Genomic DNA, 24,394 nt, shown 5'->3' with positions numbered 1-24,394 from the left:
GGATTGGCGATTTAGTCCCAAAGCGTGACCGTTTAGTCAATCGTTTCTAAACATTTCGCGACTTTGGTCTAAGACGCCACCTGCGCTACAGGATAATGACAATCCTATAAATCCAAAATGACCGTTTTATGAATTGGTAAGATTTTTAAGGAATATGTTAGGAACTGTTACTGCGATTCGTTAGCAGCAGGTCGCTTTTCATAACTGCTGGTTATTTGCAAACGTTTGCTCATAACCTAATTCCGTATCGTTCTATCGGGACGAAAAAGCCTAGCAGCACTCTCGGATTTCGCCATTGAGCGAAATCACCAGCCCTCCCTGCTAATGCGCCCCCCCCCTGTAGGAGCGGCCTTGTGTCGCGATGGGGTGCGAAGCAGCCCCCAAAATCTCAGCCAACGCCGCATAAATTGCCGGGGCCGCTTTGCGGCCCATCGCGACACAAGGCCGCTCCTACAGGGATCGCGTAAAGGCAGGCGGTGATTTCAAACAATTGGCTCCTAAGCTAATGCAAAAAAGTTATTTATTTTACTTTTCTTAGATCATTTAGCCTTCTCGCCATCCATCACATCGATTGCCTGACGAGAGGTTCACCATGATCCCGCACGCTCCGCTGCGCCTGTTCGCCGCCCTGACCCTCGCCAGCGCCAGCTGGTTGGCCCAGGCTGCAGACCTGACCGTGGCCTACCAGACCACCGTCGACCCGGCCAAGGTGGCGCAGGTCGATGGCAACTACGAAAAAGCCAGCAAGGCCAGCATCGACTGGCGCAAATTCGACAACGGTGCCGACGTAATCACCGCCGTAGCCAGCGGCGATGTACAGATCGGCTACCTGGGCTCCAGCCCGCTTGCCGCAGCAGCCACCCGCAAGCTGCCGGTCGAGACCTTCCTGATCGCCACGCAGATTGGCGCCGGTGAAGCACTGGTCGCCCGCGACAGCATCAAGACGCCGCAGGACCTGGTCGGCAAGAAAGTCGCCGTGCCTTTCGTCTCCACTGGCCACTACAGCCTGCTGGCCGCGCTGAAGAGCTGGAACATCGACCCGGCCAAGGTGCAGATCCTCAACCTGGCGCCACCGGCAATCATTGCCGCCTGGAAGCGCGGCGACATCGATGCCACCTACGTCTGGGACCCGGCCCTGGGTGTGGCCAAGGAAAACGGCAAGGTGCTGATCACCTCCGGCGAGCTGGCCGAGAAAGGCGCACCGACCTTCGACGCATGGATCGTGCGCAAGGACTTCGCCGCTAAGCAACCCGACGTGGTCAAGGCCTTCGCCAAGGTCACCCTCGACGCCTACGCCGACTACCGCAAGAACCCGCAAGCCTGGCTGGCAAACCCCGACAACGTGAGCAAGCTGGCCAAACTTTCGGGCGCCAAGCCTGCCGACATCCCGGTGCTGCTGCAGGGCAACGTCTACCCGCTGGCCGCCGACCAGGCCAACGCACTGGGCGCACCGACCACCCAGGCGCTGACCGACACGGCCACCTTCCTCAAGCAGCAAGGCAAGGTCGACGCGGTGCTGCCGGACTACTCGCCCTACGTCAGCGCCAAGTACCTCCCCAACTAAGCCTGTAGAAACCGACCGGAGCCTGCCATGGCCTTGCTCGAACTGGAGCGCATCAGCGCACAGTACCCCGGTGCCGAAACCCCGGTACTGGCCGACATCAACCTGAGTCTGGGGCCGCGCCAACTGCTGGTGGCCCTGGGTCCTTCCGGCAGTGGCAAGACCTCGCTGCTCAACCTCATCGCAGGCTTCGTCGCCCCCAGCGGCGGGCGCATCACCCTGGACGGCGTGCCCGTCCAGGGCCCCGGCGCCGAGCGCGGCGTAGTGTTCCAGGACGATGCGCTGCTGCCCTGGCAGAACGTGCTGGGCAACGTCGCATTCGGCCTGGAACTGGCCGGCGTGCCACGCGCCGAGCGTGAGGCCAAGGCCCGCGAAATGCTGGCCCTGGTCGACCTCGACGGCTTTGGCGAACGGCGTATCTGGCAATTGTCCGGTGGCCAGAAGCAGCGTGTTGGCCTGGCCCGGGCGTTGGCAGCCGATCCACGAGTGTTGCTGATGGACGAACCGTTCGGCGCACTTGATGCCTTCACCCGCGAGCAGATGCAGGAGTTGTTGCTGCAGGTATGGCAACGCACCGCCAAGCCGGTGTTCCTGATTACCCACGACATCGAAGAAGCCGTGTTCCTCGCCAGTGAACTGGTACTGCTGGCGCCCAACCCGGGGCGCGTGGTGGAGCGCCTGCAACTGGACTTCGGCCAGCGCTACGCAGCGGGTGAATCGGCGCGGGCCATCAAGTCCGACCCGGCTTTTATCGAAACCCGCGAGCACGTACTTGCGCGGGTGTTCTCTCAACGCCAAAGCCTGCAGGAGCGCGCATGAGCAGCCTGGACCTGCCGGTCACCGGCAAGCGCAATACCCAACCCCGGCCAGCCACCAAGCTGCGCCGCCCCCTGCCCACCCGCTGGATCAGCACTCTGACCCTGGCCAGCCTGCTGTTGGCCTGGTGGCTGGTGACCGCGGTCGGCTGGATCGAGCCGCTATTCCTGCCCTCGCCCGCCGACATCCTGGCCAAGGCCGGGACCCTGCTGACCCAAGGCTATATGGATGCCAGCCTGTGGCAGCACCTGGGTGCCAGCCTGGGGCGCATCGGCGTGGCCCTCCTTGCCGCCACCCTCACCGCCATCCCGGTGGGTATCGCCATCGGCTACAACCGCGTGGCCCGCGGCATTCTCGACCCGCTGATCGAGTTCTACCGGCCGATCCCGCCGCTGGCCTACCTGCCGCTCATCGTCATCTGGTGCGGCATCGGCGAGCTGTCCAAGGTGCTGCTGATCTATCTGGCAATCTTCGCCCCCATCGCCATTGCCACCGCTACCGGCGTGCGCACTGTCGACCCGGCCAAACTGCGTGCAGCGCAGTCACTGGGCGCGACCAAGGCCCAGCTGATCCGCCACGTGATCCTGCCCAGCGCCCTGCCCGACATCCTCACCGGCATCCGCATTGGCCTGGGGGTTGGCTGGTCGACCCTGGTGGCCGCCGAGCTGATCGCCGCCACCAGCGGCCTGGGCTTCATGGTGCAGTCGGCGGCGCAGTTCCTGGTTACCGATGTGGTGGTGCTGGGGATTTTGCTGATCGCCCTGATCGCCTTCGCACTGGAAATGAGCCTGCGTGCCCTGCAACGCAAACTGGTGCCTTGGCACGGGCAGAGCCACTGAATCCTGTTGACCACGCCAGCAGCCTGGCGCCTGATTGAAGAGACCGACATGAGCCTGACCATCACCCCCCTCAGCCCGGCGCTCGGCGCCCAGATCAGCGGCGTGGACATCAGCCGCGATATCACCGTCGAAGAACGAGACGCCATCGAGCAGGCACTGCTGCAGCACCAGGTGCTGTTCTTCCGCGACCAGCCGATCAACCCGCAGCAGCAGGCGCGGTTTGCCGCCCGCTTCGGCGACCTGCACATCCACCCTATCTACCCCAACGTGCCGGAAACCCCGCAGGTGCTTATCCTCGACACGGCGGTGACCGATGTGCGCGACAACGCCGTGTGGCACACCGATGTGACCTTCCTGCCGACCCCGGCCCTGGGCGCGGTGCTCAGCGCCAAGCAGTTGCCGGCCTACGGCGGCGACACCCTGTGGGCCAGCGGCATCGCTGCCTTCGAAGCCTTGTCGGCGCCGCTGCGCGAGCTGCTCGACGGGCTGACCGCTACCCATGACTTCACCAAGTCGTTCCCGCTGGAGCGCTTTGGTACCACGCCGGAAGACCTGGCGCGCTGGGAAGCAACCCGGCGCAACAACCCGCCGCTGTCGCACCCGGTGGTGCGCACGCATCCGGTGAGCGGGCGCAAGGCGTTGTTCGTCAATGAGGGGTTCACCACGCGCATCAATGAGCTGAGCGAACTGGAAAGCGAGGCACTGTTGAAGCTGCTGTTCGCCCATGCGACGCGGCCGGAGTTCAGCATTCGCTGGCGGTGGCAGGAGAATGACGTGGCGTTCTGGGACAACCGCGTGACCCAGCATTTTGCCGTGGATGACTACCGGCCGAACCGGCGGGTGATGCATCGGGCGACCATACTCGGGGATGCGCCCTTCTGAAACTGGGAGGCCTTTGGCCTCCATTCGCAGCACAAGGCTGCTCCTACAGGGAAGCGCGATCCCTTGTAGGAGCAGCCTTGTGCTGCGAATGGGCCGCAAGGCGGCCCCAGCGATCTAGCGGACCAGATGCAGGTACTGCATGTGCCGTTCGTACTGGTCGAGGATGTCGTTGATGATCTGCTCCTTGCTGTAGCCCACCAGGTCATAGTTCTGGCTGCCTTCGCTCAGGTGCACCTCCGCCCGGTAGTAACGGCGGTTCTTCAACTCTTGCGTACCCAGCCCACCCAAGGCGAACGATGGCGTGAAGTAGCCACGCATCTGCACCTGGTAAATGAACGGCTGTTCCTCGCCATGGCCAATCTTCAGGCTGACGTTGTCGTGGCTCGGGTCGTCCTGGGTAATCAGTACCAGGCCCTTCTGCTCGAACACTTCACGCACATCGGCAATTGCCGGACGCACCACGTCGTCCATGAAGCGGTACACCTCATCACGCGACGGGAAGTGCACCGCCTGGCTCAGGCGCTGGCGCCAGCCACCACGGCCGCGGCGTGACTGGGCGAACGGGGCCAGCGAATGCATCTGCGCGATCTGCCGTTGCGACTCCAGGTAGAACGCCTTGTGCAGCCCCCACATCATGCACAGCAGGATCAGCGAGAACGGCAGCGAGGTCAGCACCACCGCCGATTTAAGCGAATCGATGCTGCCGGCGAACAACAGCGCACTGGTGATCAGCGCCGTCATCGCGCCCCAGAAGATGCGCAGCCAGTTCGGCCCATCCTCGTCGGCATCACCCCCCTTGGCCGACAAGGTCGACAGCACCACGGTGCCCGAATCGGCCGAGGTGACGAAGAACACGAAACTGATGAACACCGTCATGGCGATCACTGTCTTGCTCCAGGGGTAGGTCTCCAGCAGCAGGTACAGACTCATCGACGGGTTATCCAGCGCCGACTGGCCCAGCGCGGTCATGCCGTGGTTGATGACCTGGTCCAGGGCGCTGTTGCCGAAGATCGACATCCACGCCAGGGTGAAGCCCAGTGGAATCAACAGCACACCAAAGACGAACTCGCGGATGGTGCGGCCACGGGAGATGCGGGCAATGAACAGGCCCACGAACGGCGCCCAGGCAATCCACCAGGCCCAGTAGAACACCGTCCAGCCGCCCAGCCAGTCACGGTTCTCGCCGTAGGCATAAACGTCGAAGCTCTTGCGCGGCAAGGCCCCCAGGTAGTCGCCGAGGTTCTGGATCAGCGTGTTGAACAGGTGCTGGGTAGGCCCGGCGAACAACACGAACAGCAACAGCGCGCAGGCCAGGAACAGGTTGATGTCGCTCATCACCCGCACGCCCTTCTCCACCCCGGCGACGGCCACGGCCACCGCCGCGCCCATCATCAGGGTGATGAGCAGCACCTGCACCCACTGGCTGTGGTCGATGCCGAACAAGTAGTCGAGGCCGGCGTTCAGGTGCAGCACGCCAAAGCCCATGTCGGCGCCCAGGCCGAACACCGTGGCGATGATGCCGAAGCCGTCCACTGCATAACCGATGGGCCCATTGATGCGCTTGCCGATCAGCGGGTACAGCGCCGAACGCAAGGCCAGCGGCAGGTTGTGCCGGTAGGCGAAGTAGGCCAAGGCCATGCCGACGAAGGCGAACACGCCCCAGCCATGCAGGCCCCAGTGCAGGAACAGGATCTGCATCGCCTGGCGCCCGGCCTCGGCCGTGCCCGCTTCGCCCTGGGGCGGCTGCAGCATGTGGGTCAGGGGTTCGGACACGCAGAAGAAGAACAAGGTGATGCTGATGCCGGCGGCAAACAGCATGCCGGCCCACGACAGGTAACTGAACTCGGGCTCGTCGTGGTCGGCACCGAGCTTGATCTTGCCGTAGCCGGACAAGGCGGTGACCACCACGAAGACCAGGTACAGCGTCATCGCCAGCATGTAGTACCAGCCGACCGTGTTGGCCGCCCAGTTCTGCGCCGCCAGCAACCAGTCGCCTGCTGCTTGCGGATAGGAAATGACCACCAGGCCAAAGATGAGGATGAAACTTGCCGCGAAATAGAACACCGGGGGGTTCATGCGGATCTTGCCATTGGCAAGGGAAGGGGTCGGTGCACTCATTGGGGGCGCACCTCGTCGAATGACGTAAGGCTCGGAATGAACGGGTTCAGCAAAGGAATCCTCCTGTTGAACACCGGCAGCGGACCAGCGTTTTTCATTGAACAAGCGTTCAAGTTAAACATGGATCGGATTTCAATGCGAATTGGGGTGCTGATTGGTGCCCTCCTGTTCCGGCCCTTTCGCGGGTAAACCCGCTCCCACAGGTACTGCACAGGATTCAAAATCTGTGGGGGCCCTGTGGGAGCGGGTTTACCCGCGAAGAGGCCGATACAGGCCAAGGAAATGCCAGATCAGTTCTTGTCCTGGCAATCCAGCTGCAGGTTGGCCTGGGTAATGTTGCTCTCGGCCGGCACACTGCGGGTCAGCCACACATTGCCGCCAATGGTCGAGCCTTTGCCGATGGTGATCCGCCCCAGCACCGTGGCCCCGGCATAGATCACCACATCGTCCTCGACGATCGGGTGGCGTGGCAGGCCCTTGTGCAGGGTGCCCGATTCATCGCTGGGGAAGCGCTTGGCGCCCAGGGTCACTGCCTGGTAGATGCGCACGCGCTCGCCGATGATCGCGGTTTCGCCGATCACCACGCCGGTACCGTGGTCGATGAAGAAGCTCGGGCCGATCTGCGCCCCGGGGTGAATGTCGATCCCCGTGGCCGAATGCGCCAGCTCCGAGCTGATCCGCGCCAGCAGCGGCAGGCCGGCCTGGTACAGGTGGTGCGCCAGGCGGTGGTGGATGATCGCCAGGATGCCTGGGTAGCACAGCAGGACTTCATCGACACTGCGCGCCGCCGGGTCGCCGTGGTAGGCGGCCAGCACGTCGGTGTCGAGCAGCACGCGCAGGCCCGGCAGGGCGGCGGCGAAGCCCTGCACCAGGCTCAGCGCATGGGCATCGACGCCGGCCAACTCGCCCTTGCTTTGCCGTGCGGCGTAGCGCAACTCCAGGCGGGCCTGGGCCAGCAAGGCGGTCAGCGCGGCATCCAGGGTATGGCCGACGTAGAAGTCTTCGCTTTCTTCGCGCAGGTCGACCGGGCCAAGGCGCATGGGGAACAGTGCGCCGCACAGTTGCTCCAGGATGTGCCGCATCGCTTCGCGCGAAGGCAGCTCACGCCCGCCCTGCTCGCCGCTGCTGCGGCCATTGCGGGTACGCCATTGTTCACGGGCACCGCGCAGGCCGGTGACGATGCTCTGCAACTGCCAGTGCCCGGGTGAAGGTTGTTCGCTCACGGTTTTCTCCTGCCTGAGTAGGCCAAACTCATTTTTATTTGCAGGTCCGGCCTCTTCGCGGGCTTGCCCGCTCCCACAGGGACTGCACAGGTTTCGATGCCTGTGCGGTCTCTGTGGGAGCGGGCGAGCCCGCGAAAGGGCCGAACCTGCCTACATGCAATCCACTCTACGGCAAATCCATCCCTTGGAAAAAACAACGCTTTATTCCATCCTGCGCTAAGTCAGGCATAAGCCGCGATGACGGAGCAGGCAACCTCGCCTACCCTCAAAGCAGCCAGCACCTGGCAAAAACCAAAAAGGGAATAACAAAATAATTTTTTAGTATTTCCTGGCCTAAGCAGCCGACCCTATAGTCGCCACCCACCACTTACACAACAAGCGCGGGGCTCTGAAATGTCGAAATTCGCCAAACCGCTACTCAACGCCAGCCTGGCACTCCTGCTGGGTGCCGGCCTGCTCGGCCAGGCCTTCGCCGGCGAGCAGTTGAAGACCATCCAGGAAAAAGGCGTGATCAACGTCGGCCTCGAAGGCACCTACCCACCGTTCAGCTTCCAGGACGAAAACGGCAAGCTGACCGGCTTCGAAGTGGAACTCTCCGAACTGCTGGCCAAGGAGCTGGGGGTAAAGGCCAAGGTGCAGCCGACCAAGTGGGACGGCATCCTCGCCGCACTGGAGTCCAAGCGCCTGGACGTGGTGATCAACCAGGTGACCATTTCCGAAGAGCGCAAGAAGAAGTATGACTTCTCCGAGCCTTACACCATCTCCGGCATCCAGGCGCTGATCCTGAAGAAGAAGGCCGAGCAGCTGAACATCCACAAGGCCGCAGACCTGGCCGGCAAGAAGGTCGGCGTGGGCCTGGGCACCAACTACGAGCAATGGGTCAAGAAGGACGTGCCGCAAGCCGATGTGCGCACCTATGAAGACGACCCGAGCAAGTTCGCCGACCTGCGCAACGGCCGTATCGACGCCATCCTGATCGACCGCCTGGCCGCGCTGGAATACGCGCAAAAAGCCAAGGACACCGAACTGGCCGGCGATGCCTTCTCGCGCCTGGAAAGCGGCGTGGCCCTGCGCAAAGGCGAGCCGGAACTGCTGGCAGCGATCAACAAGGCACTGGACAAGCTCAAGGCTGACGGCACGCTGGCCAAGCTGTCCGAGAAATACTTCGGTGCCGATGTCACCAAATGATTGCTGAAAGCCTGCAACTCGTTGTCGACTCCGCGCCCTTCCTGCTGAAGGGCGCGGGTTATACAGTGCTGCTCAGTGTTGGCGGCATGTTCTTCGGCCTGCTGCTGGGCTTTGCCCTGGCACTGATGCGGTTGTCGAAGATCTTGCCGCTGAACTGGCTGGCGCGGGTTTACGTGTCGTTCTTCCGCGGCACGCCGCTGCTGGTGCAGCTGTTCGTCATCTACTTCGGCATGCCGCAGATCGGCATCGAGCTCGACCCGATACCGGCCTCGCTGATCGGCCTGTCGCTGAACATGGCCGCCTACATCTGCGAAATCCTGCGCGCGGCAATTTCCTCGATCGACCGTGGCCAGTGGGAAGCCGCCGCCAGTATCGGCATGACCCGCGTCCAGGCCATGCGCCGGGCGATCCTGCCCCAGGCCTTGCGCACCGCACTGCCGCCGTTGGGCAACAGCTTCATCTCGCTGGTCAAGGACACCGCCCTGGCGGCGACCATCCAGGTGCCCGAGCTGTTCCGCCAGGCCCAGCTGATTACCGCGCGCACCTTCGAAGTGTTCACCATGTACGTGGCGGTGGCGGTCATCTACTGGGTGCTGTGCAGCATCCTCGCGCACTTCCAGAACCGCATGGAAGCGCGAGTCAACCAGCATGACCAGGAGCATTGAGCATGATTGAAGTCAAAGGCCTGACCAAGCGGTTCAAGGGCCAGACCGTGCTCAACGGTATCGACCTGACCGTGCAGCCCGGCGAAGTGGTGGCCATCATCGGCCCCAGCGGCTCGGGCAAGACCACCTTCCTGCGTTGCCTCAACCTGCTGGAAACACCCGATGCCGGGCAGATCCAGATTGGCGACATCAGCATCGACGCCAACCGCCCGCTGGGTGGGCAGCAAAGTGCGATTCGCCGCTTGCGCCAGCAGGCCGGGTTCGTGTTCCAGAACTTCAACCTGTTCCCTCATCGCACCGCCCTGGAAAACGTGATCGAGGGGCCGGTGATCGTCAAGAAGACGCCCCGCGAGCAGGCCATCGAACTGGGCCGGCGCCTGCTGGCCAAGGTTGGCCTGGCGGGCAAGGAAGACGCCTACCCGCGGCGCCTTTCCGGTGGCCAGCAGCAACGGGTGGCCATCGCCCGCGCCCTGGCCATGGAGCCGGAGGTGATCCTGTTCGACGAACCGACCTCGGCGCTGGACCCCGAACTGGTGGGTGAAGTGCTGGCGACCATCCGCGGCCTGGCCGAGGAGAAGCGCACCATGATCATCGTTACCCACGAGATGAGCTTTGCCCGCGATGTGGCGAACCGGGTGATCTTCTTCGACAAGGGCGTGATCGTGGAACAGGGCGAGGCCAAGGCGCTGTTTGCGGCGCCGAAGGAAGAGCGTACCCGGCAGTTCTTGCGCAAGTTCCTCGGTACTGCTGCTTCCGAATAGGCACGCACATACACAGTCCCTGTAGGAGCGGCCTTGTGTCGCGAAAGGGCTGCGCAGCGGCCCCAGGCTTTCAGCATCACCGCTGAGATTGCCGGGGCTGCTGTGCAGCCCTTTCGCGACACAAGGCCGCTCCTACACCGATCACGCCTGCCTGGAACAGACACTCCTCCTTCCATCTATACATATTCCAAAGAGTTAGTTCATAAACTTTTTATAAAGCATTATGGTATATAAACCGGACCACCGGACCAGCACACATCTGTCGCGATCAGCTGTAGCGGCATCACTTTTTTTGTGAGGTCAGGAATGGTCAGGATCACAATCACCCCAGTGCGTAACGCCAGGGCATTGAGTGCAGCCAAGGAGCGGTACTGATGTCCAGCCAACCCAATACCCAATTCCACAGCGATCTCGACAGCTCGCCCCTGCTGCTGCCGGCCAAGGTACTGCGCAACGACGCCGAAGCCCTGCAAGCGGCCCGCGAACTGGCCGAGGTCGCCCGCGAGCAGGCCGCCCGCCGCGACCAGCAACGCAAACTGCCATGGGCCGAGATCGAACTGTTCACCCGCAGCGGCCTGGGCAGCATCAGCGTACCCAAGGCCCATGGCGGCCCCGATGTGTCATTCGAGACCGTGGCCGAAGTGTTCCGCCTGATCAGCGCCGCCGACCCGGCCCTGGGGCAGATCCCGCAGAACCAGTTCGGCATGCTGCAACTGCTGCGCCTGACTGCCACCGAGGCGCAACAGGCGGTGATCTTCCGCAGCGTGCTCGATGGCTGGCGCATCGGCAATGCCGGCCCCGAACGCAGCACCAAGGACACCCTGACCCTCAAGGCCAGGATCACCCGCGTCGGCGACAGCTATCGCATCAGCGGTGAGAAGTTCTATTCCACCGGCGCCCTGTTCGCCCACTGGGTGGCGGTCAAGGCACTGGACGACGAAGGCCGCCAGCGCCTGGCATTCGTGCGCCGAGGCAGCCCGGGGCTGCGCATCGTCGATGACTGGTCCGGGTTCGGCCAGCGCACCACTGCCAGCGGCACCGTGCTGCTCGACCAGGTACCGGTGGATGCCGACCTGGTGATCGACAACTGGCGCCAGCGCGACATTCCCAACATCCAGGGCGCTGCCTCGCAGCTGATCCAGGCGGCGATCGATGCCGGCATTGCCGAAGCGGCGATCGAAGACGCCATCAGCTTCGTGCGCGAAAAGGCCCGGCCATGGATCGAGGCCAAGGTCGACCGCGCCAGCGACGACCCCTATGTAATCGCCGACATCGGCCGCCTGAAGCTCGAGCTGCACGCCGCCGAAGCGCTGCTGCGCAAGGCCGCGCGAGTCCTCGACGAGGTCAACGCCGCGCCGGTCGATGCTGCAAGCGCGGCGCGGGCCTCGATCGCGGTGGCCGAGGCCAAGGTGCTGACTACCGAGATTGCCCTGCAGGCCAGCGAAAAGCTGTTCGAGCTGGCCGGCAGCCGCGCCACCCTCGCCGAGTTCAACCTCGACCGCCACTGGCGCAATGCCCGGGTGCACACCCTGCATGACCCGGTGCGCTGGAAGTACCACGCGGTTGGCGCTTACCACCTCAACGGCACCTTGCCCGCGCGGCATTCCTGGATCTGATTTGTGGGCCTTGGGGCTGCTTTGCAGCCCATCGCGACACAAGGCCGCTCCTACAAGGGATCGCGTACCTCCTGTAGGAGCGGCCTTGTGTCGCGATGGGCCGCAAAGCGGCCCCAAGGCCCCGGAGAAACACCATGACTACAAACATCATCGCCAGCGACACCGAAGCCCTGAACGTCGCCGAAGAAGTCGCCCGACACCTGCGCCGCGACAGCGCCCTGCGCGACCGCGAGCGCCGTCTGCCGCACGCCGAACTGGAACTGTTCACCCGCTCCGGCCTGTGGGCCATCAGCGTGCCCAAGGCCTTCGGCGGCGCCGGCGTGTCCAACGTAACCCTGGCCAAGGTCATCGCCCGCATCGCCCAGGCTGACGGCTCGCTCGGGCAAATCCCGCAAAACCATTTCTATGGCCTGGAAGTGCTGCGGGTAAACGGCACACCCGAACAGCAACAGCGTCTGTACGCCGAAGTACTGGCTGGCAGCCGCTTCGGCAACGCCCTGGCCGAACTGGGCACCAAGACCGCCAACGAGCGCACCACTCGCCTGACCCGCGATGGCGATGGCTTTCGCATCAACGGCCGCAAGTTCTACTCCACCGGCGCCATCTACGCCCAGCGCATTCCCACCTCGGTGGTCGATGAACAGGGCGTGCAGCACCTGGCCTTCGTCCCGGCCGACAGCCAGGGCCTGCAGGTGATCGACGACTGGAGCGGCTTCGGCCAGCGCACCACCGGCAGTGGCTCGGTGGTATTCGACAACGTGTACGTCAGCGCCGCCGACGTGGTGCCGTTCCAGAGCGCCTTCGAACGCCCCACCCCGGTCGGCCCGCTGGCGCAGATCCTTCATGCCGCCATCGACACCGGCATCGCCCGCGCCGCATACGAAGATGCCCTGCACTTCGTGCGCACCCGCAGCCGCCCCTGGGTCGACTCCGGCCTGGACAAGGCCAGCGATGACCCGCTGACGCTGAAAAGCTTCGGCCACCTGGCGATCCGCCTGCACGCCGCAGAAGCCTTGCTGGAGCGCGCCGGCGAATACCTGGACCGCGCCCGCGACGACAGCACTGCCGACAACGTGGCCGCCGCCTCCATCGCGGTGGCCGAGGCCCGTGCCATCAGCACCGAGATTTCCCTCGCGGCCGGCACCACCCTGTTCGAACTGGGCGGTAGTCAGGCCACCCTGGCCGAACACAACCTCGACCGCCACTGGCGCAACGCCCGCGTGCACACCCTGCACGACCCGGTGCGCTGGAAGTACCACGCCATCGGCAACTACTACCTCAACGATGCCAACCCACCACGCCGGGGGACCATCTGATGGCCAAACAGATCCTGCTCAATGCCTTCAACATGAACTGCATCGGGCACATCAACCACGGCCTGTGGACCCACCCACGGGATACCTCGACCCAGTACAAGACCCTGGATTACTGGACCAACCTGGCGCGCCTGCTGGAGCGCGGCTTGTTCGACGGGCTGTTCATCGCCGACATCGTCGGCACCTACGACATCTACGGCCAGTCGCTGGACGTCACCCTCAAGGAGTCGATCCAGCTACCGGTCAACGACCCGCTGCTGCTGGTCTCGGCCATGGCCGCCGTCACCCGCCACCTGGGCTTCGGCCTTACCGCCAACCTCACCTACGAAGCGCCGTACCTGTTCGCCCGGCGCCTTTCCACCCTGGACCACCTGAGCAATGGGCGGGTGGGCTGGAACATCGTCACCGGCTACCTCGACAGCGCTGCCCGGGCCATGGGCCTGACGCAGCAACCCGAGCATGACCGCCGCTACGACCAGGCCGACGAGTACCTGCAGGTGCTGTACAAGCTGCTGGAAGGCAGTTGGGCCGACGATGCCGTGGTCGCCGACCGCCAGCAGCGCGTCTATGCCAGGCCCGACAAGGTGCGCAAGGTCAACCACCAGGGCGAGTTCTACAAGGTCGACGGCTACCACCTGTGCGAGCCCTCGCCGCAACGTACACCGGTACTGTTCCAGGCCGGCAGCTCGCAGCGTGGCCTGGCCTTCGCCGGCAACCATGCCGAATGCGTGTTCATCAGTGGCCAGGACAAGGCCGCCACCCGCGCCCAGGTCGACAAGGTGCGCACCGCCGCCCAGGCCGCTGGCCGCGACCCGCAAGCGGTCAAGGTGTTCATGGGCATCACGGTGATCGTCGCCGCCACCGAGCAGCAGGCCCAGGCCAAGCATGCCGAGTACCTGCGCCATGCCAGCGCCGAGGCCGGGGTCGCGCACTTCGCAGCGTCCACCGGCATCGACTTCGCCGCCTACGCCCTGGACGAGCCGATTGCCTTCAGCCAGGGCAACGCCATCCAGTCGGCCACGCGCCAGTTGCAGGACAACGCCTGGACCCGCCGGCGCCTGCTGCAGCAGCACGCCCTGGGTGGCCGTTACGTGACCCTGGTCGGCGCGCCCGAGCAGGTGGCCGAACAGCTGATCGCCTGGATCGATGAAACCGGCCTGGACGGTTTCAACCTGACACGCACCGTAACCCCGGAAAGCTTCGAGGACTTCATCGACCTGGTCATCCCGCAGTTGCAACAGCGTGGCCGCTACAAGACCGCCTACGCCGAAGGCACCCTGCGCGAAAAACTGTTCCAGGCCGACCACCCGCATTTGCCCGCCGACCACCCTGGCGCGGCTTACCGCTTTACCTCTACCCCTGCCCCGACTGGAGCCCTGCACCATGCTTGATAAACTGTTCCGGCCCGTCGCGGCCATTGCCCTCACCCTCGGCCTGTCCGCCAGCACGCTGGCTGCCGAACCGCTGAAAATCGGCACCACCTCGGCCTTTGCCATCCCGCTGGAAGCCGCAGTGGAAGAAGCGCACAAGCAAGGCCTGGAAGTGAAGCTGGTCGAGTTCAGCGACTGGATCGCACCCAATGTCAGCCTCAACAGCGGCGACATCGACGTGAACTACTTCCAGCACATCCCGTTCCTGGAAAACGCCAAGGCGGCCGCGAGCTTCAACCTGGTGCCCTACGCCCCGGGCATCATCAACAACGTCGGCCTGTACTCGAAAAAGTACAAGAGCTTCGCCGACCTGCCCGAAGGTGCCAGCGTGGCCATCGCCAACGACCCGATCAACAGCGGCCGTGGCCTGCAGCTGCTGGCCAAGGCCGGGCTGATCACCCTCAAGCCGGGGGTCGGCTACAAGGCCACCGAGGACGACATCGTCGCCAACCCGAAGAAACTGAAGATCCTTCAGGTCGAGGCCGTGCAGCTGGTTCGCGCCTATGACGACGCCGACCTGGTGCAGGGCTACCCGGCCTACATCCGCCTGGCCAACAGCTTCGACGCTGGCTCCGCTCTGCTGTTCGACGGCCTGGAGAACAAGGAGTACGTGATTCAGTTCGTCATTCGCCCGCAAAGCAAGGACGACCCACGCCTGGCCAAGTTCGTCGACATCTACCAGCACTCGCCAGTGGTGCGCGCAGCCTTGGACAAAGCCCACGGCAAGCTCTACCAGGCCGGTTGGGAGGGCTGACATGAGCCAGGCCAGCGCGCTCCGGGCGCCCACCGCACAACCACTGCCGCCAACGGCCAGGGAGCAGGCCTTGCGCCCGGAGGTCAATGAAGCCCATGTGCGCTTCATCGGCCTGGGCAAGACCTACCCGGGCCAGGCGCAACCGGCCTTGCAAGGCATCGACCTGAACATCCGCCATGGCGAGATCTTCGGCATCATCGGCCGCAGCGGCGCCGGCAAGTCATCGCTGCTGCGTACCATCAACCGCCTGGAGCAACCCAGCCAGGGCCGGGTGCTGATCGACCAGGTAGACATCGCGCCCTTCGACGAGGACCACCTGGTAGCCCTGCGTCGGCGTATCGGCATGATCTTCCAGCACTTCAACCTGATGTCGGCCAAGACCGTGTGGCAGAACGTCGAGCTGCCCCTGAAGGTGGCCGGCGTGGCCAAGGCCGAACGACAGCGCAAGGTGCGCGAACTGCTGGAGCTGGTCGGCCTGCAGGAAAAGCACCACGTGTACCCGGCGCAGCTGTCCGGCGGGCAGAAACAGCGCGTGGGCATTGCCCGGGCGCTGGTGCATGACCCCGAGATCCTGCTGTGCGACGAGGCCACTTCGGCGCTGGACCCGGAGACCACCGCTTCCATTCTCGAACTGCTGCGCGACATCAACCAGCGCCTGGGCCTGACCATCGTGCTGATCACCCATGAAATGGCGGTAATCCGCGATATCTGCCACCGGGTGGTGGTGCTGGAACGTGGAGAAGTGGTCGAGCAGGGTGAGGTCTGGCGGGTGTTTGGCTCACCACGCCACGAAGTCACCCGTACCCTGCTGGCACCGTTGCAAGCCAGGTTGCCAGCCACGCTGCAAGCCAGCCTGCGGGCCAGCCCGACAAGCCGCGACAGTGCCGTGGTGCTGAGGCTGACCCTGCTCGGCGAGCCCGAACTGTCTGCCCTGTTCAACGACCTTGGCGGCCGCGTGCGCCTGCTGCAGGGCGGTGTGGAAACCATTGGCGAGCATGCCCTAGGGCAGCTGATCCTGTCGGTGCAGCACTCGCCGCACGACACCCATCAATTGCTGGAACGCGCCCGCCGCTGGGCCGAGGACGTGGAGGTACTGGGCCATGTGGTTTGATCGCCTGCTGGAAGGCTTGCTCGATACCCTGCTGATGGTTGGCGTGTCGTCGCTTATCGCCCTGCTGGTGGGGGTACCGATGGCGGTGCTGCTGGTCACCAGCGACAAAGGCGGGATCTTCGAGGCGCCGCTGCTGAACCGGGTGCTGGGTGCCTTCGTCAACCTGTTCCGCTCGATACCGTTCCTGATCCTGATGGTCGCGCTGATCCCCTTCACCCGCCTGGTGGTGGGTACCACCTATGGCGTGTGGGCGGCGGTGGTGCCACTGACCATTGCCGCCACGCCGTTCTTCGCGCGGATTGCCGAGGTCAGCCTGCGCGAAGTCGACCACGGCCTGGTGGAGGCTGCGCAGGCCATGGGCTGCCGACGCTGGCACATTGTCTGGCACGTGCTGCTGCCAGAGGCGCTGCCGGGGATTGTCGGGGGCTTCACCATTACCCTGGTGACCCTGATCAACTCCTCGGCCATGGCCGGAGCGATCGGTGCCGGGGGACTGGGGGACATCGCCTACCGCTATGGCTACCAGCGCTTCGACAGCCAGATCATGCTGACCGTGATTGCCATGCTGGTGGCGTTGGTGGCGTTGATCCAGCTGGGTGGAGACCGGTTGGCGAAAGGCTTGAACAAGCGCTGAATGCTTCGCGGGCACGCCCGCTCCCACAGGTACTGCACAGGGCTTGAATACAACGATATCCCTGTGGGAGATGGCCCAGCCCTTTGGGCTGCGCTGTCGCGCAGATAACTGAATTCGCAAGCGATCCTCGTACCCTGTGGGAGCGGCTTTAGCCGCGAAGAATCCAACGCGGTGCATGGCACCGGCTGCGCCGGTGTTCGCGGCTAAAGCCGCTCCCACAGGGTCCCTGCTGATTCAATGAGTTATGTGCAGTTCTATTCTATGGGAGCGGGCATGCCCGCGAAGGGGCCTTCAACCCCAGCGAAGATCCCCGGCAGGCACCGGCCGCCCGAACCAGTACCCCTGCCCCAGCTGACACAGCTCATGCAGCAGGAAACTGGCCTGCTCTGCCTGCTCGATGCCCTCGGCATGCACCTGCATGCCCATGCTGCGGGCCAGGGCGATGATCACCCGGACGATCGCGATGTCGTCCTCATCCAGCGGCAACCCGGCAACGAAGCCCTGGTCGATCTTCAGCTTCTGCACCGGCAAGCGCTTTAACCGCAGCAGCGATGAATAACCGGTACCGAAGTCGTCGATGGCCAGGGTCACCCCCAGCTCGCGCAGGCGATGCAACTGCTCCAGAGCCACCTCCGGGTCCTCCATCACCGCGCTCTCGGTCACCTCCAGCTCCAGCAAGGCCGGGTCCAGGCCGGTGTCGTGCAGCACCTCGGCCACCTGCTGGTACAGCTCGTGCTGGCCAAACAGGCGACTGGAGATGTTCACCGCCACGAACGCCAGCTGCCGCCCTTCACCCTGCCATCGCACCATCTGCCGACACGCCTGGCGCAGTACCCAGGCGTCGATCTCGGCAATCAGCCCGGTACGCTCGGCAATCGGGATGAACTCGCCCGGCGGCACCAGGCCGCGCTGGGGGTGCTGCCAACGCACCAGGGCCTCGACGCCGACCTGGCGGCCACTCGCCAGGTCGTGCACCGGCTGGTAGAACACCCGTAGCTCGTCCTGCTCCAGGGCCCGGCGCAGTTCGCCGGCGGTTTCAACCCGCTGCTGGGCGTGGGCGGTCAGCTCTTCGGTGTACAGCGCATAGCAGGCCCGCCCGTTGCTCTTGGCCTTGTACAACGCCGAGTCGGCATTGCGCAGCAACTGCTCGGCACTCAAGGCATCGCTGGGGAACAGGCTGATGCCCACGCTGACACTGATGAACAGGCGGTGACCGTCGAACAGGAACGGCTCGCGCATGCGCTCGATGATGCCCTGCGCCAGCTTGCCCGCCTGGCCGACCTCATGGCAGTTTTCCGCCAGCACGCCAAATTCGTCGCCCCCAAGGCGCGCCAGGGTCACGCCGCTGCCCAGCACCTCACCCAGGCGCTCGCCCACCAGTTTCAGCAACTGGTCGCCAATGGTGTGGCCAAGGCCGTCGTTGATGCTCTGGAAGTGGTCCAGGTCCAGCAACAGCAGGGCACAACCACGCTTGTTGGCCTGGGCTGCCGCCAGGGCCTGCTCGACCCGGTCGTTGAACAGCAGGCGGTTGGGCAGGTCGGTCAGCGGGTCGTGGTGGGCCAGGTAGGCCAGTTCCTGTTCCGAATGCTTGATCGCGCTGATGTCGCTGAACACCGCCACGTAATGGCTGAGCTCGCCTTCATCGTCGCGGATGGCGCAAATGGTCTGCCACTGCGGGTAGATTTCACCACTCTTGCGCCGGTTCCAGATTTCGCCGCTCCACTCGCCCTTTTCCGCCAGGGTGGCGAATATCTGCTGGTAGAACGCCAGGCCATGGCGGCCCGACTTGAATTTGTTCGGACGCTGGCCGATGACCTCGTCCTGCTGGTAGCCGGTGATGCGCATGAAGGCACGGTTGACGTGCACGATCAGGCCATGGCGGTCGGTCACCAGCACGCCTTCGAGGGTGCTGTCGAACACTGCCGCAGCCATGCGCAGGCGTTCACGGTCTTCACCACGCATACGCGCGCCAACGCCGATGAAGTCGAGCAGCCGCACCCGTGATACATAGATCAGCAAGGCGCTCATCAGCACCCAGACCACCACGTTGATCTGCCGGCCCACGGTCAGTGCCAGGGGATCCTCGGTCATGCTGTGCAACACCACCTCGGCCAGCGTCAGCCAGAGGATCGAGAGCACCACATACAGCGCAGCCATGCGCAAGGCGTCGCGAACGGAAACAGACATGTCGGGTGCAATTGCCCATAAAAAATGATGGGGCATTATAAAGGCTGAAACATGTCGTGACTTCCTATCTGAACGGGTGACTGTATTTATTTCCTGCCCAAGGGATAATCAGCCCCTCCTCCTGCATTCCGAGGGTATTTACACCTATGTGGTACAACGGCCTGCTCGACTTGTCGGCCTGGCAACTGGTCGGCATCACCCTGTTGATGACCCACGTGACCATCGTCAGCGTCACGGTCTACCTGCACCGCTATTCCGCGCACCGGGCCCTGGAGCTCAATGGCGCGCTCAAGCACTTCTTCCGTTTCTGGCTGTGGCTGACCACGGCGCAGAACACCCGCGAATGGACTGCCGTCCACCGCAAGCACCACGCAAAATGCGAAACCCCCGACGACCCGCACAGCCCGCTGTACAAGGGCCTTGGCACGGTGCTACGCAAGGGTGCAGAGCTTTACCGGGAAGAGGCGCGCAACCCCGAAACCCTGCGCATCTACGGCAAGAACTGCCCGGACGACTGGATCGAGCGCAACCTCTACTCGCGCTACAAGCTGGGCGGCATCGCGCTGATGGCGGTAATCGACCTGCTGCTGTTCGGCACCATCGGCATCACCATCTGGGCAGTGCAGATGATGTGGATTCCGTTCTGGGCCGCCGGCGTGGTCAACGGCCTGGGCCACGCTCTCGGCTACCGCAACTTCGAGTGCCGCGACGCCGCGACCAACCTGGTGCCGTGGGGCATCGTCATCGGTGGCGAAGAGCTGCACAACAACCACCACACCTACCCCAACTCGGCCAAGCTGTCGGTCAAGCGCTGGGAGTTCGACATGGGTTGGGCGTGGATCCGCCTGTTCTGCCTGCTGCGCCTGGCAAAGGTGCAGCGCGTCGCGCCCATCGCCCACCGGGTGGCCGGCAAGGCCAGCCTGGACATGGACACCGCCATGGCCATCCTCAACAACCGTTTCCAGATCATGGCCCAGTACCGCAAGCTGGTGATCGGCCCGCTGGTCAAGCAGGAACTGGCCCGCGTCGATGCCTCGCTGCGCCACCACTTCCGCCGCGCCAAGCGCCTGTTGTCGCGCGAGACCAGCCTGCTGGAAGACCGCCACCATGTGCGCATCGAGTCGATGCTCGCCCACAGCCAGGCGCTGAAGACCATCTACGAAAAACGCCTGGCCCTGCAGCAGATCTGGGCGCGCACCAGCGCCAACGGCCACGACATGCTGGCCGCCATGAAGGACTGGGTACACGAGGCGGAAACCAGCGGCATCCACGCCCTGCGCGACTTCGCGGCACAGCTCAAGACCTACTCCCTGCGCCCGACCGGCGCCTGACCGGCGCCTGACCGCCGTTGATCGGCACGCCCCTTTGGCGGGGCGTGCCGCCCGGAACTTCGCCCTCTCGTTTACACTCATATCTGGCACATCGCCCGCGTGGCGGGCCAGATGCTGGCCGCACGCTTTCACGCCGAGATCTGCTCCGTGCACATGGCCAAGAACATTCCAACGACACTGCCCGGCACCCCGCCTCCCGAAGCCGCCCAGACCTTGCTTGCGCTGCTCCACGCCCAGGGCGAGGTTGCCCGCCTGAGCGAGCGCGAGCAGCTGTTCAGCTCGCTGCTCGACAGCGTCAACGCGGTGCTATGGGCCTTCGACTGGGAAACCCGTCAGGTGCTGTACGTCAGCCCCGCCTACGAGCGCATCTTCGGCCGCCCGGCCAGCCTGGTGCTGGCCGACTACAACGAGTGGCGCGACAGCATCTACCCCGACGACCTGGAGTTCGCCGAGCGCAGCCTGGCCCAGGTACTGCTCAAGGGCTCGGTGGAAGACCGCGAGTACCGCATCCTCAATGCCGACGGCCAGCTACGCTGGCTGAGCGACAAGTGCTACATCAACCAGCAACGCGATGGCGACCGGGTGATCATCGTCGGCATCGCCGAAGACATCACCGAGAAGAAGCAGCTCGAAGGTGAACTGCAGCGCCTGGCCACCACCGACGTGCTGACCCAGAGCAGCAACCGCCGGCACTTTTTCGAATGCGCCCAGCAAGCCTTCGACAGCGCCCGCGAAGACGGTACGCCACTGGCCTTCCTGCTGCTGGACATCGACGACTTCAAGCGCATCAACGACAGCTACGGTCACCAGGAAGGCGACCAGGTGTTGCAGCAGATCGCCGATAGCGGCAAGGCCGTGCTACGCCGAGGTGACCTGTTCGGGCGCATTGGTGGCGAGGAGTTCGCGGCAGTGTTCCCCGGCTGTAGTGCCCAGGTCGCGGAGCAGATTGCCGAGCGCTTGCAGCGGCAGATCCAGCGGCTGAGCTTCAGCCATGGGGAGCAGACCTACGGGGTGACGGTGAGCCAGGGGTTGACCGGGCTGACTGACGAGGATGTGGCACTGGACAGCCTGTATGCCCGGGCCGATGCGGCGATGTACCAGGCCAAGCGGCAGGGCAAGAACCAGATCGTCCGCGGCTGAGCCTTTGGGGGGGGCTTTGCCCCCCTATCGCGACACAAGGCCGCTCCTACAGGCAACCGCGCACCCGTGTAGGAGCGGCCTTGTGTCGCGATGGGCCGCAAAGCGGCCCCAAGATCTCAGCCCGAAACTTCACCCTCAGCTAAAGGCGGTTCTTCCTGCTGCGGTTTCACCTCCGGGTTCTCCACCTTACGCAACCGCCTCAGTTCCGGCAGGCCAAGCTTGAGCAGCCGCGCGGTCTTGCTGCTGGCCACCTTCTCCAGCCCCTGCTCGGCCGGCAGCCGCGACAGTTGCCCGGCCAGGTTCATGGCCAGGATCTCCCGCGAATACACCCCGCCGCCCAGCTGGTAGATCGCCGCAATCAACTCGCGCAACCCCAGCGGCAACCGCCAGCGCGTACGCAGCGCCGAGCCGAACGCCGCCCCGAACTCGTTGAGCGACAGCTGCACCTGGTCCTCATCCAGCTCGCCCCCGGCCAGCCGCCATTCCTGCAGGCAACGCAGCACCGCCAGGTCGCCCAGGCAATGCAGCAACCCCGCGCAATAACAACGCCCTTCGTCCAGCTCGAGCATGCGTGCCAAGGTGCGGCCATATTCGGCAGCGTGCAGCGACAACCCCCAGTAACGGGCCGCATGCTCCGCCAGCAGCGGGTCGCTGAGGCGCGCACTGCGCTTGAGGGTCATGCCCAGGATCAGGTTCATGCTCTGGGTGCTGCCAAGCTTGTTCAAGGCCTGCAGCAACGTCTGCACCGGTGCTTCGCGGTGCAGCGCTGCGCTGTTGGCCGCAGCGATCAGCACGGCGGTGATCTGCGGGTCGCCCTGCACTTCCTCTTCGAGCACTCTCAGGTTCAAGCCCTGGGGGTTGAGCGCGCGCTTGATCGCCACCTGCACATCGGCCAGCAGCGGCCCGCCATCGGCGGTAGCGCGACGCTGTTCGAGGTAGGCCGGCAGGCTGGCACCTGCCTGCAAGGCCGGCACCGGGCAGGCGATCTCTTCGCCAACCGCCAACAGCAACTCTTCCAGGCGCTTGCGCAGGGTGTCCAGGTTCAGCGGCTTGCTCAGGTAGGCCGTGGGGTGCAAGGGCAGTGCTTCGCGCACACTGGCACTGTCGCTGCGGTTGCTCATGAGAATGAACGGCAACCCCGGACCTTTGGCACGCACCTTGCGCAACAAGTCGAGGCCATCGACACCGGCCAGTTCGCGCGCGGCGATGATCAGGTCGGGTTTGCTGGACAGCGCACTCAAGGCCTGCGAGCCGTCGGCGCAGACCTGCAGCCGGGCATCACAGCGCACGCTCAGCAGCATTTCGCTGAGCATGTCGCGTACCCAGGGGTCGCCCTCGACAATCAGTACGCTTGGTGGGGTGGGGTCTGCAGCGTTCATCGCCAACTCCTGAATAGCCCTGACACACAGTCCGTCGCAGCTTCCTGAGCAAATCCTCCGACAACGATAGCGCCCCACGGCTTTCCTGGGCACAAAAAAAACCCGCCGAAGCGGGTTTTTTCTGAAGCACGTCACATCAGGCGATTTCAGCGAAGCACTCTTCGATGATAGCCAGGCCTTTGTCCAGCAGAGCGTCTTCGGCGGTCAGCGGAACCAGGATACGCAGGACGTTGCCGTAGGTGCCGCAGGACAGCAGGATCAGGCCCTTCTCGCGCGCCTTGGCGACAACCTGGCCAACGGCAGCAGCGTTCGGGGTATGAGTGCCTTTCTCGAAGACTTCGACAGCGATCATCGAGCCCAGACCACGGACGTCACCGATGATCGGGTACTTCTTCTGGATTTCGCGCAGGCCAGCGGTCAGGCGCTCACCCACAGCTTTGCTGCGGTCCAGCAGTTTCTCTTCTTCGAACACTTCGATCACGGCCAGGGCCGCGGCGCAAGCGATCGGCGAACCGGCGTAGGTGCCGCCCAGGCCGCCAGGAGCGATGGCGTCCATGTACTCGGCCTTGCCGCACACACCGGCCAGCGGGAAGCCGCCAGCGATGGATTTGGCGAAGGTGGTCAGGTCAGGCGCAACGCCCATCTGTTCCATGGCGAAGAAGGTGCCGGTACGGCCAGCGCCGGTCTGTACTTCGTCGGCGATCAGCAGGATGCCGTGCTGGTCGCACAGGGCGCGCAGGCGCTTCATCAGCTCTTTCGGCGCTGGCAGGAAGCCGCCTTCGCCTTGTACCGGCTCGAGGATGATCGCGGCGATGTCGCGCGGCTCGGCGTCGTTCTTGAAGATGCGCTCGACCGAGGCGATGGCGTCGTCAACGCTGATGCCGTGCAGTTCGCTCGGGAACAGGGCGCGGAAGATGCCACCTGGCATCAGGCCCATGCCAGCGGAGTACGGCACGACCTTGCCGGTCAGGCCCAGGGTCATCATGGTACGGCCGTGGTAGCCGCCGGTGAAGGCGATGACGCCAGCGCGGCCAGTGGCGGCACGGGCGATCTTGACGGCGTTTTCAACGGCTTCGGAGCCGGTGGTGACCAGCAGGGTCTTCTTGTCGAAGTCGCCTGGGACCAGCTTGTTGATCTTTTCGCACAGCTCTACATAAGGTTCGTAGGCCAGCACCTGGAAGCAGGTGTGGCTGACCTTGGTCAGCTGCTCTTGCACGGCCGCAACCACTTTCGGGTGCAGGTGGCCGGTGTTCAGTACTGCGATGCCGCCGGCGAAGTCGATCAGTTCGCGGCCTTCAACGTCGATCACGGTCGAGTTCTTCGCGGTATCGACGAAGATCGGGTGGATCTGGCCAACGCCACGTGGGACGGCGGCGACACGACGTTGCATCAAGGATTCGTTGGTCTTGCTCATAATGCCCTCATTGCGCCGGTTTGGAGTGG

Annotated in this window: 20 protein-coding genes; 15 read left to right on the top strand and 5 right to left on the bottom strand. The window is 64.2% G+C overall.

Annotated elements, in window-relative coordinates:
• Positions 1–592: 592 nt before the first annotated feature.
• Genes tauA through tauD form a run of 4 tightly spaced genes read left to right on the top strand, consistent with a single transcriptional unit; the run spans position 593 to position 4,098 of the window.
• Positions 593–1,564 carry a taurine ABC transporter substrate-binding protein gene (tauA, locus tag ABIB24_RS15650; RefSeq protein ID WP_274078829.1) on the top strand — a complete coding sequence of 324 codons (972 nt, stop codon included), beginning with the start codon at positions 593–595 and terminating at the stop codon, positions 1,562–1,564.
• A 27-nt stretch (positions 1,565–1,591) separates the two neighbouring features.
• Positions 1,592–2,380, top strand: a complete 789-nt coding sequence (gene tauB, locus ABIB24_RS15645) for a taurine ABC transporter ATP-binding subunit (RefSeq protein WP_023660883.1) — start codon at positions 1,592–1,594, stop codon at positions 2,378–2,380.
• Entirely contained in the window at positions 2,377–3,216 is an 840-nt protein-coding gene (tauC, locus tag ABIB24_RS15640) for a taurine ABC transporter permease TauC (protein WP_274078828.1), read from the top strand. The genes tauB and tauC overlap by 4 nt, the downstream gene beginning before the upstream one ends.
• A 48-nt stretch (positions 3,217–3,264) precedes the next feature.
• Positions 3,265–4,098 carry a taurine dioxygenase gene (gene tauD, locus ABIB24_RS15635; protein ID WP_075046922.1) on the top strand — a complete coding sequence of 278 codons (834 nt, stop codon included), beginning with the start codon at positions 3,265–3,267 and terminating at the stop codon, positions 4,096–4,098.
• 114 nt (positions 4,099–4,212) lie between these two features.
• Here the strand turns inward: tauD and betT are convergent, their stop codons facing one another.
• Together betT and epsC are read right to left on the bottom strand one after the other, a co-directional pair.
• On the bottom strand, positions 4,213–6,174 hold the full coding sequence (betT, locus tag ABIB24_RS15630) for a choline transporter BetT (protein WP_170929293.1): 1,962 nt from the start codon (positions 6,172–6,174) through the stop codon (positions 4,213–4,215).
• 332 nt (positions 6,175–6,506) lie between these two features.
• Positions 6,507–7,439: a serine O-acetyltransferase EpsC gene (gene epsC, locus ABIB24_RS15625; RefSeq protein ID WP_085618358.1), complete on the bottom strand. Its 933-nt coding sequence runs from the start codon at positions 7,437–7,439 to the stop codon at positions 6,507–6,509.
• 393 nt (positions 7,440–7,832) lie between these two features.
• On the opposite strand from epsC, the gene tcyJ reads away from it, so the two are divergent.
• From tcyJ to ABIB24_RS15580, 9 genes are all read left to right on the top strand, one after another.
• Positions 7,833–8,627 (top strand): cystine ABC transporter substrate-binding protein, encoded by a 795-nt coding sequence (tcyJ, locus tag ABIB24_RS15620; RefSeq protein WP_003257420.1) that lies wholly within the window; start codon positions 7,833–7,835, stop codon positions 8,625–8,627.
• Positions 8,624–9,292 carry a cystine ABC transporter permease gene (tcyL, locus tag ABIB24_RS15615; protein ID WP_025337317.1) on the top strand — a complete coding sequence of 223 codons (669 nt, stop codon included), beginning with the start codon at positions 8,624–8,626 and terminating at the stop codon, positions 9,290–9,292. The genes tcyJ and tcyL overlap by 4 nt, the downstream gene beginning before the upstream one ends.
• 2 nt (positions 9,293–9,294) lie before the next feature.
• Positions 9,295–10,053: an L-cystine ABC transporter ATP-binding protein TcyN gene (gene tcyN / locus ABIB24_RS15610; protein ID WP_013970435.1), complete on the top strand. Its 759-nt coding sequence runs from the start codon at positions 9,295–9,297 to the stop codon at positions 10,051–10,053.
• 374 nt (positions 10,054–10,427) lie between these two features.
• Positions 10,428–11,669 (top strand): SfnB family sulfur acquisition oxidoreductase, encoded by a 1,242-nt coding sequence (locus tag ABIB24_RS15605; protein ID WP_274078826.1) that lies wholly within the window; start codon positions 10,428–10,430, stop codon positions 11,667–11,669.
• Positions 11,670–11,803: 134 nt separating this feature from the next.
• On the top strand, positions 11,804–12,985 hold the full coding sequence (locus tag ABIB24_RS15600; RefSeq protein WP_354316844.1) for an SfnB family sulfur acquisition oxidoreductase: 1,182 nt from the start codon (positions 11,804–11,806) through the stop codon (positions 12,983–12,985).
• Positions 12,985–14,376: an LLM class flavin-dependent oxidoreductase gene (locus tag ABIB24_RS15595; RefSeq protein WP_354316842.1), complete on the top strand. Its 1,392-nt coding sequence runs from the start codon at positions 12,985–12,987 to the stop codon at positions 14,374–14,376. Before ABIB24_RS15600 ends, ABIB24_RS15595 begins: the two co-directional genes overlap by 1 nt.
• On the top strand, positions 14,369–15,169 hold the full coding sequence (locus ABIB24_RS15590) for a MetQ/NlpA family ABC transporter substrate-binding protein (RefSeq protein WP_274078824.1): 801 nt from the start codon (positions 14,369–14,371) through the stop codon (positions 15,167–15,169). The genes ABIB24_RS15595 and ABIB24_RS15590 overlap by 8 nt, the downstream gene beginning before the upstream one ends.
• 1 nt (position 15,170) lies before the next feature.
• Complete coding sequence (locus tag ABIB24_RS15585; protein ID WP_274078823.1) at positions 15,171–16,280, top strand: methionine ABC transporter ATP-binding protein; 1,110 nt, start codon at positions 15,171–15,173, stop codon at positions 16,278–16,280.
• Positions 16,270–16,914 carry a methionine ABC transporter permease gene (locus ABIB24_RS15580; RefSeq protein ID WP_008096606.1) on the top strand — a complete coding sequence of 215 codons (645 nt, stop codon included), beginning with the start codon at positions 16,270–16,272 and terminating at the stop codon, positions 16,912–16,914. The genes ABIB24_RS15585 and ABIB24_RS15580 overlap by 11 nt, the downstream gene beginning before the upstream one ends.
• Before the next feature lie 291 nt (positions 16,915–17,205).
• On the opposite strand, the gene dibA is transcribed toward ABIB24_RS15580, so the two are convergent.
• Positions 17,206–19,101 (bottom strand): phosphodiesterase DibA, encoded by a 1,896-nt coding sequence (gene dibA / locus ABIB24_RS15575; protein WP_137162764.1) that lies wholly within the window; start codon positions 19,099–19,101, stop codon positions 17,206–17,208.
• Between the two features lie 146 nt (positions 19,102–19,247).
• On the opposite strand from dibA, the gene desA reads away from it, so the two are divergent.
• Together desA and ABIB24_RS15565 are read left to right on the top strand one after the other, a co-directional pair.
• The gene (gene desA / locus ABIB24_RS15570; protein WP_039614263.1) at positions 19,248–20,432 is read left to right on the top strand and encodes a delta-9 fatty acid desaturase DesA; all 1,185 of its coding nucleotides are present in this window, start codon (positions 19,248–19,250) and stop codon (positions 20,430–20,432) included.
• Positions 20,433–20,543: 111 nt separating this feature from the next.
• Positions 20,544–21,572, top strand: coding sequence for a GGDEF domain-containing protein (locus ABIB24_RS15565; RefSeq protein ID WP_137162763.1), 1,029 nt, complete (start codon positions 20,544–20,546; stop codon positions 21,570–21,572).
• A gap of 116 nt (positions 21,573–21,688) precedes the next feature.
• On the opposite strand, the gene ABIB24_RS15560 is transcribed toward ABIB24_RS15565, so the two are convergent.
• On the bottom strand, positions 21,689–22,951 hold the full coding sequence (locus tag ABIB24_RS15560) for an HDOD domain-containing protein (RefSeq protein ID WP_354316841.1): 1,263 nt from the start codon (positions 22,949–22,951) through the stop codon (positions 21,689–21,691).
• A gap of 136 nt (positions 22,952–23,087) precedes the next feature.
• Positions 23,088–24,365, bottom strand: a complete 1,278-nt coding sequence (gene gabT, locus ABIB24_RS15555) for a 4-aminobutyrate--2-oxoglutarate transaminase (RefSeq protein WP_003255866.1) — start codon at positions 24,363–24,365, stop codon at positions 23,088–23,090.
• Between the last annotated feature and the right edge of the window lie 29 nt (positions 24,366–24,394).

The organism is Pseudomonas sp. UYEF17 (assembly GCF_040546125.1).
GTDB classification, from domain to species: Bacteria; Pseudomonadota; Gammaproteobacteria; order Pseudomonadales; family Pseudomonadaceae; genus Aquipseudomonas; species Aquipseudomonas putida_Z.
The sequence above is the reverse complement of the archived record's forward strand: the minus strand, read 5'-3'. Positions and strand labels throughout refer to the sequence as shown.

Coding starts and splice junctions, on each gene's coding strand:
- ABIB24_RS15585 (WP_274078823.1), top strand. CDS start 15,171: ATGAGCCAGGCCAGCGCGCTCCGGGCGCCCACCGCACAACCACTGCCG.
- tcyL (WP_025337317.1), top strand. CDS start 8,624: ATGATTGCTGAAAGCCTGCAACTCGTTGTCGACTCCGCGCCCTTCCTG.
- ABIB24_RS15580 (WP_008096606.1), top strand. CDS start 16,270: ATGTGGTTTGATCGCCTGCTGGAAGGCTTGCTCGATACCCTGCTGATG.
- dibA (WP_137162764.1), bottom strand. CDS start 19,101: ATGTCTGTTTCCGTTCGCGACGCCTTGCGCATGGCTGCGCTGTATGTG.
- gabT (WP_003255866.1), bottom strand. CDS start 24,365: ATGAGCAAGACCAACGAATCCTTGATGCAACGTCGTGTCGCCGCCGTC.
- ABIB24_RS15605 (WP_274078826.1), top strand. CDS start 10,428: ATGTCCAGCCAACCCAATACCCAATTCCACAGCGATCTCGACAGCTCG.
- ABIB24_RS15590 (WP_274078824.1), top strand. CDS start 14,369: ATGCTTGATAAACTGTTCCGGCCCGTCGCGGCCATTGCCCTCACCCTC.
- ABIB24_RS15565 (WP_137162763.1), top strand. CDS start 20,544: ATGCTGGCCGCACGCTTTCACGCCGAGATCTGCTCCGTGCACATGGCC.
- ABIB24_RS15600 (WP_354316844.1), top strand. CDS start 11,804: ATGACTACAAACATCATCGCCAGCGACACCGAAGCCCTGAACGTCGCC.
- tcyJ (WP_003257420.1), top strand. CDS start 7,833: ATGTCGAAATTCGCCAAACCGCTACTCAACGCCAGCCTGGCACTCCTG.
- desA (WP_039614263.1), top strand. CDS start 19,248: ATGTGGTACAACGGCCTGCTCGACTTGTCGGCCTGGCAACTGGTCGGC.
- tauC (WP_274078828.1), top strand. CDS start 2,377: ATGAGCAGCCTGGACCTGCCGGTCACCGGCAAGCGCAATACCCAACCC.
- betT (WP_170929293.1), bottom strand. CDS start 6,174: ATGAACCCCCCGGTGTTCTATTTCGCGGCAAGTTTCATCCTCATCTTT.
- tauA (WP_274078829.1), top strand. CDS start 593: ATGATCCCGCACGCTCCGCTGCGCCTGTTCGCCGCCCTGACCCTCGCC.
- tauD (WP_075046922.1), top strand. CDS start 3,265: ATGAGCCTGACCATCACCCCCCTCAGCCCGGCGCTCGGCGCCCAGATC.
- ABIB24_RS15560 (WP_354316841.1), bottom strand. CDS start 22,951: ATGAACGCTGCAGACCCCACCCCACCAAGCGTACTGATTGTCGAGGGC.
- ABIB24_RS15595 (WP_354316842.1), top strand. CDS start 12,985: ATGGCCAAACAGATCCTGCTCAATGCCTTCAACATGAACTGCATCGGG.
- tcyN (WP_013970435.1), top strand. CDS start 9,295: ATGATTGAAGTCAAAGGCCTGACCAAGCGGTTCAAGGGCCAGACCGTG.
- tauB (WP_023660883.1), top strand. CDS start 1,592: ATGGCCTTGCTCGAACTGGAGCGCATCAGCGCACAGTACCCCGGTGCC.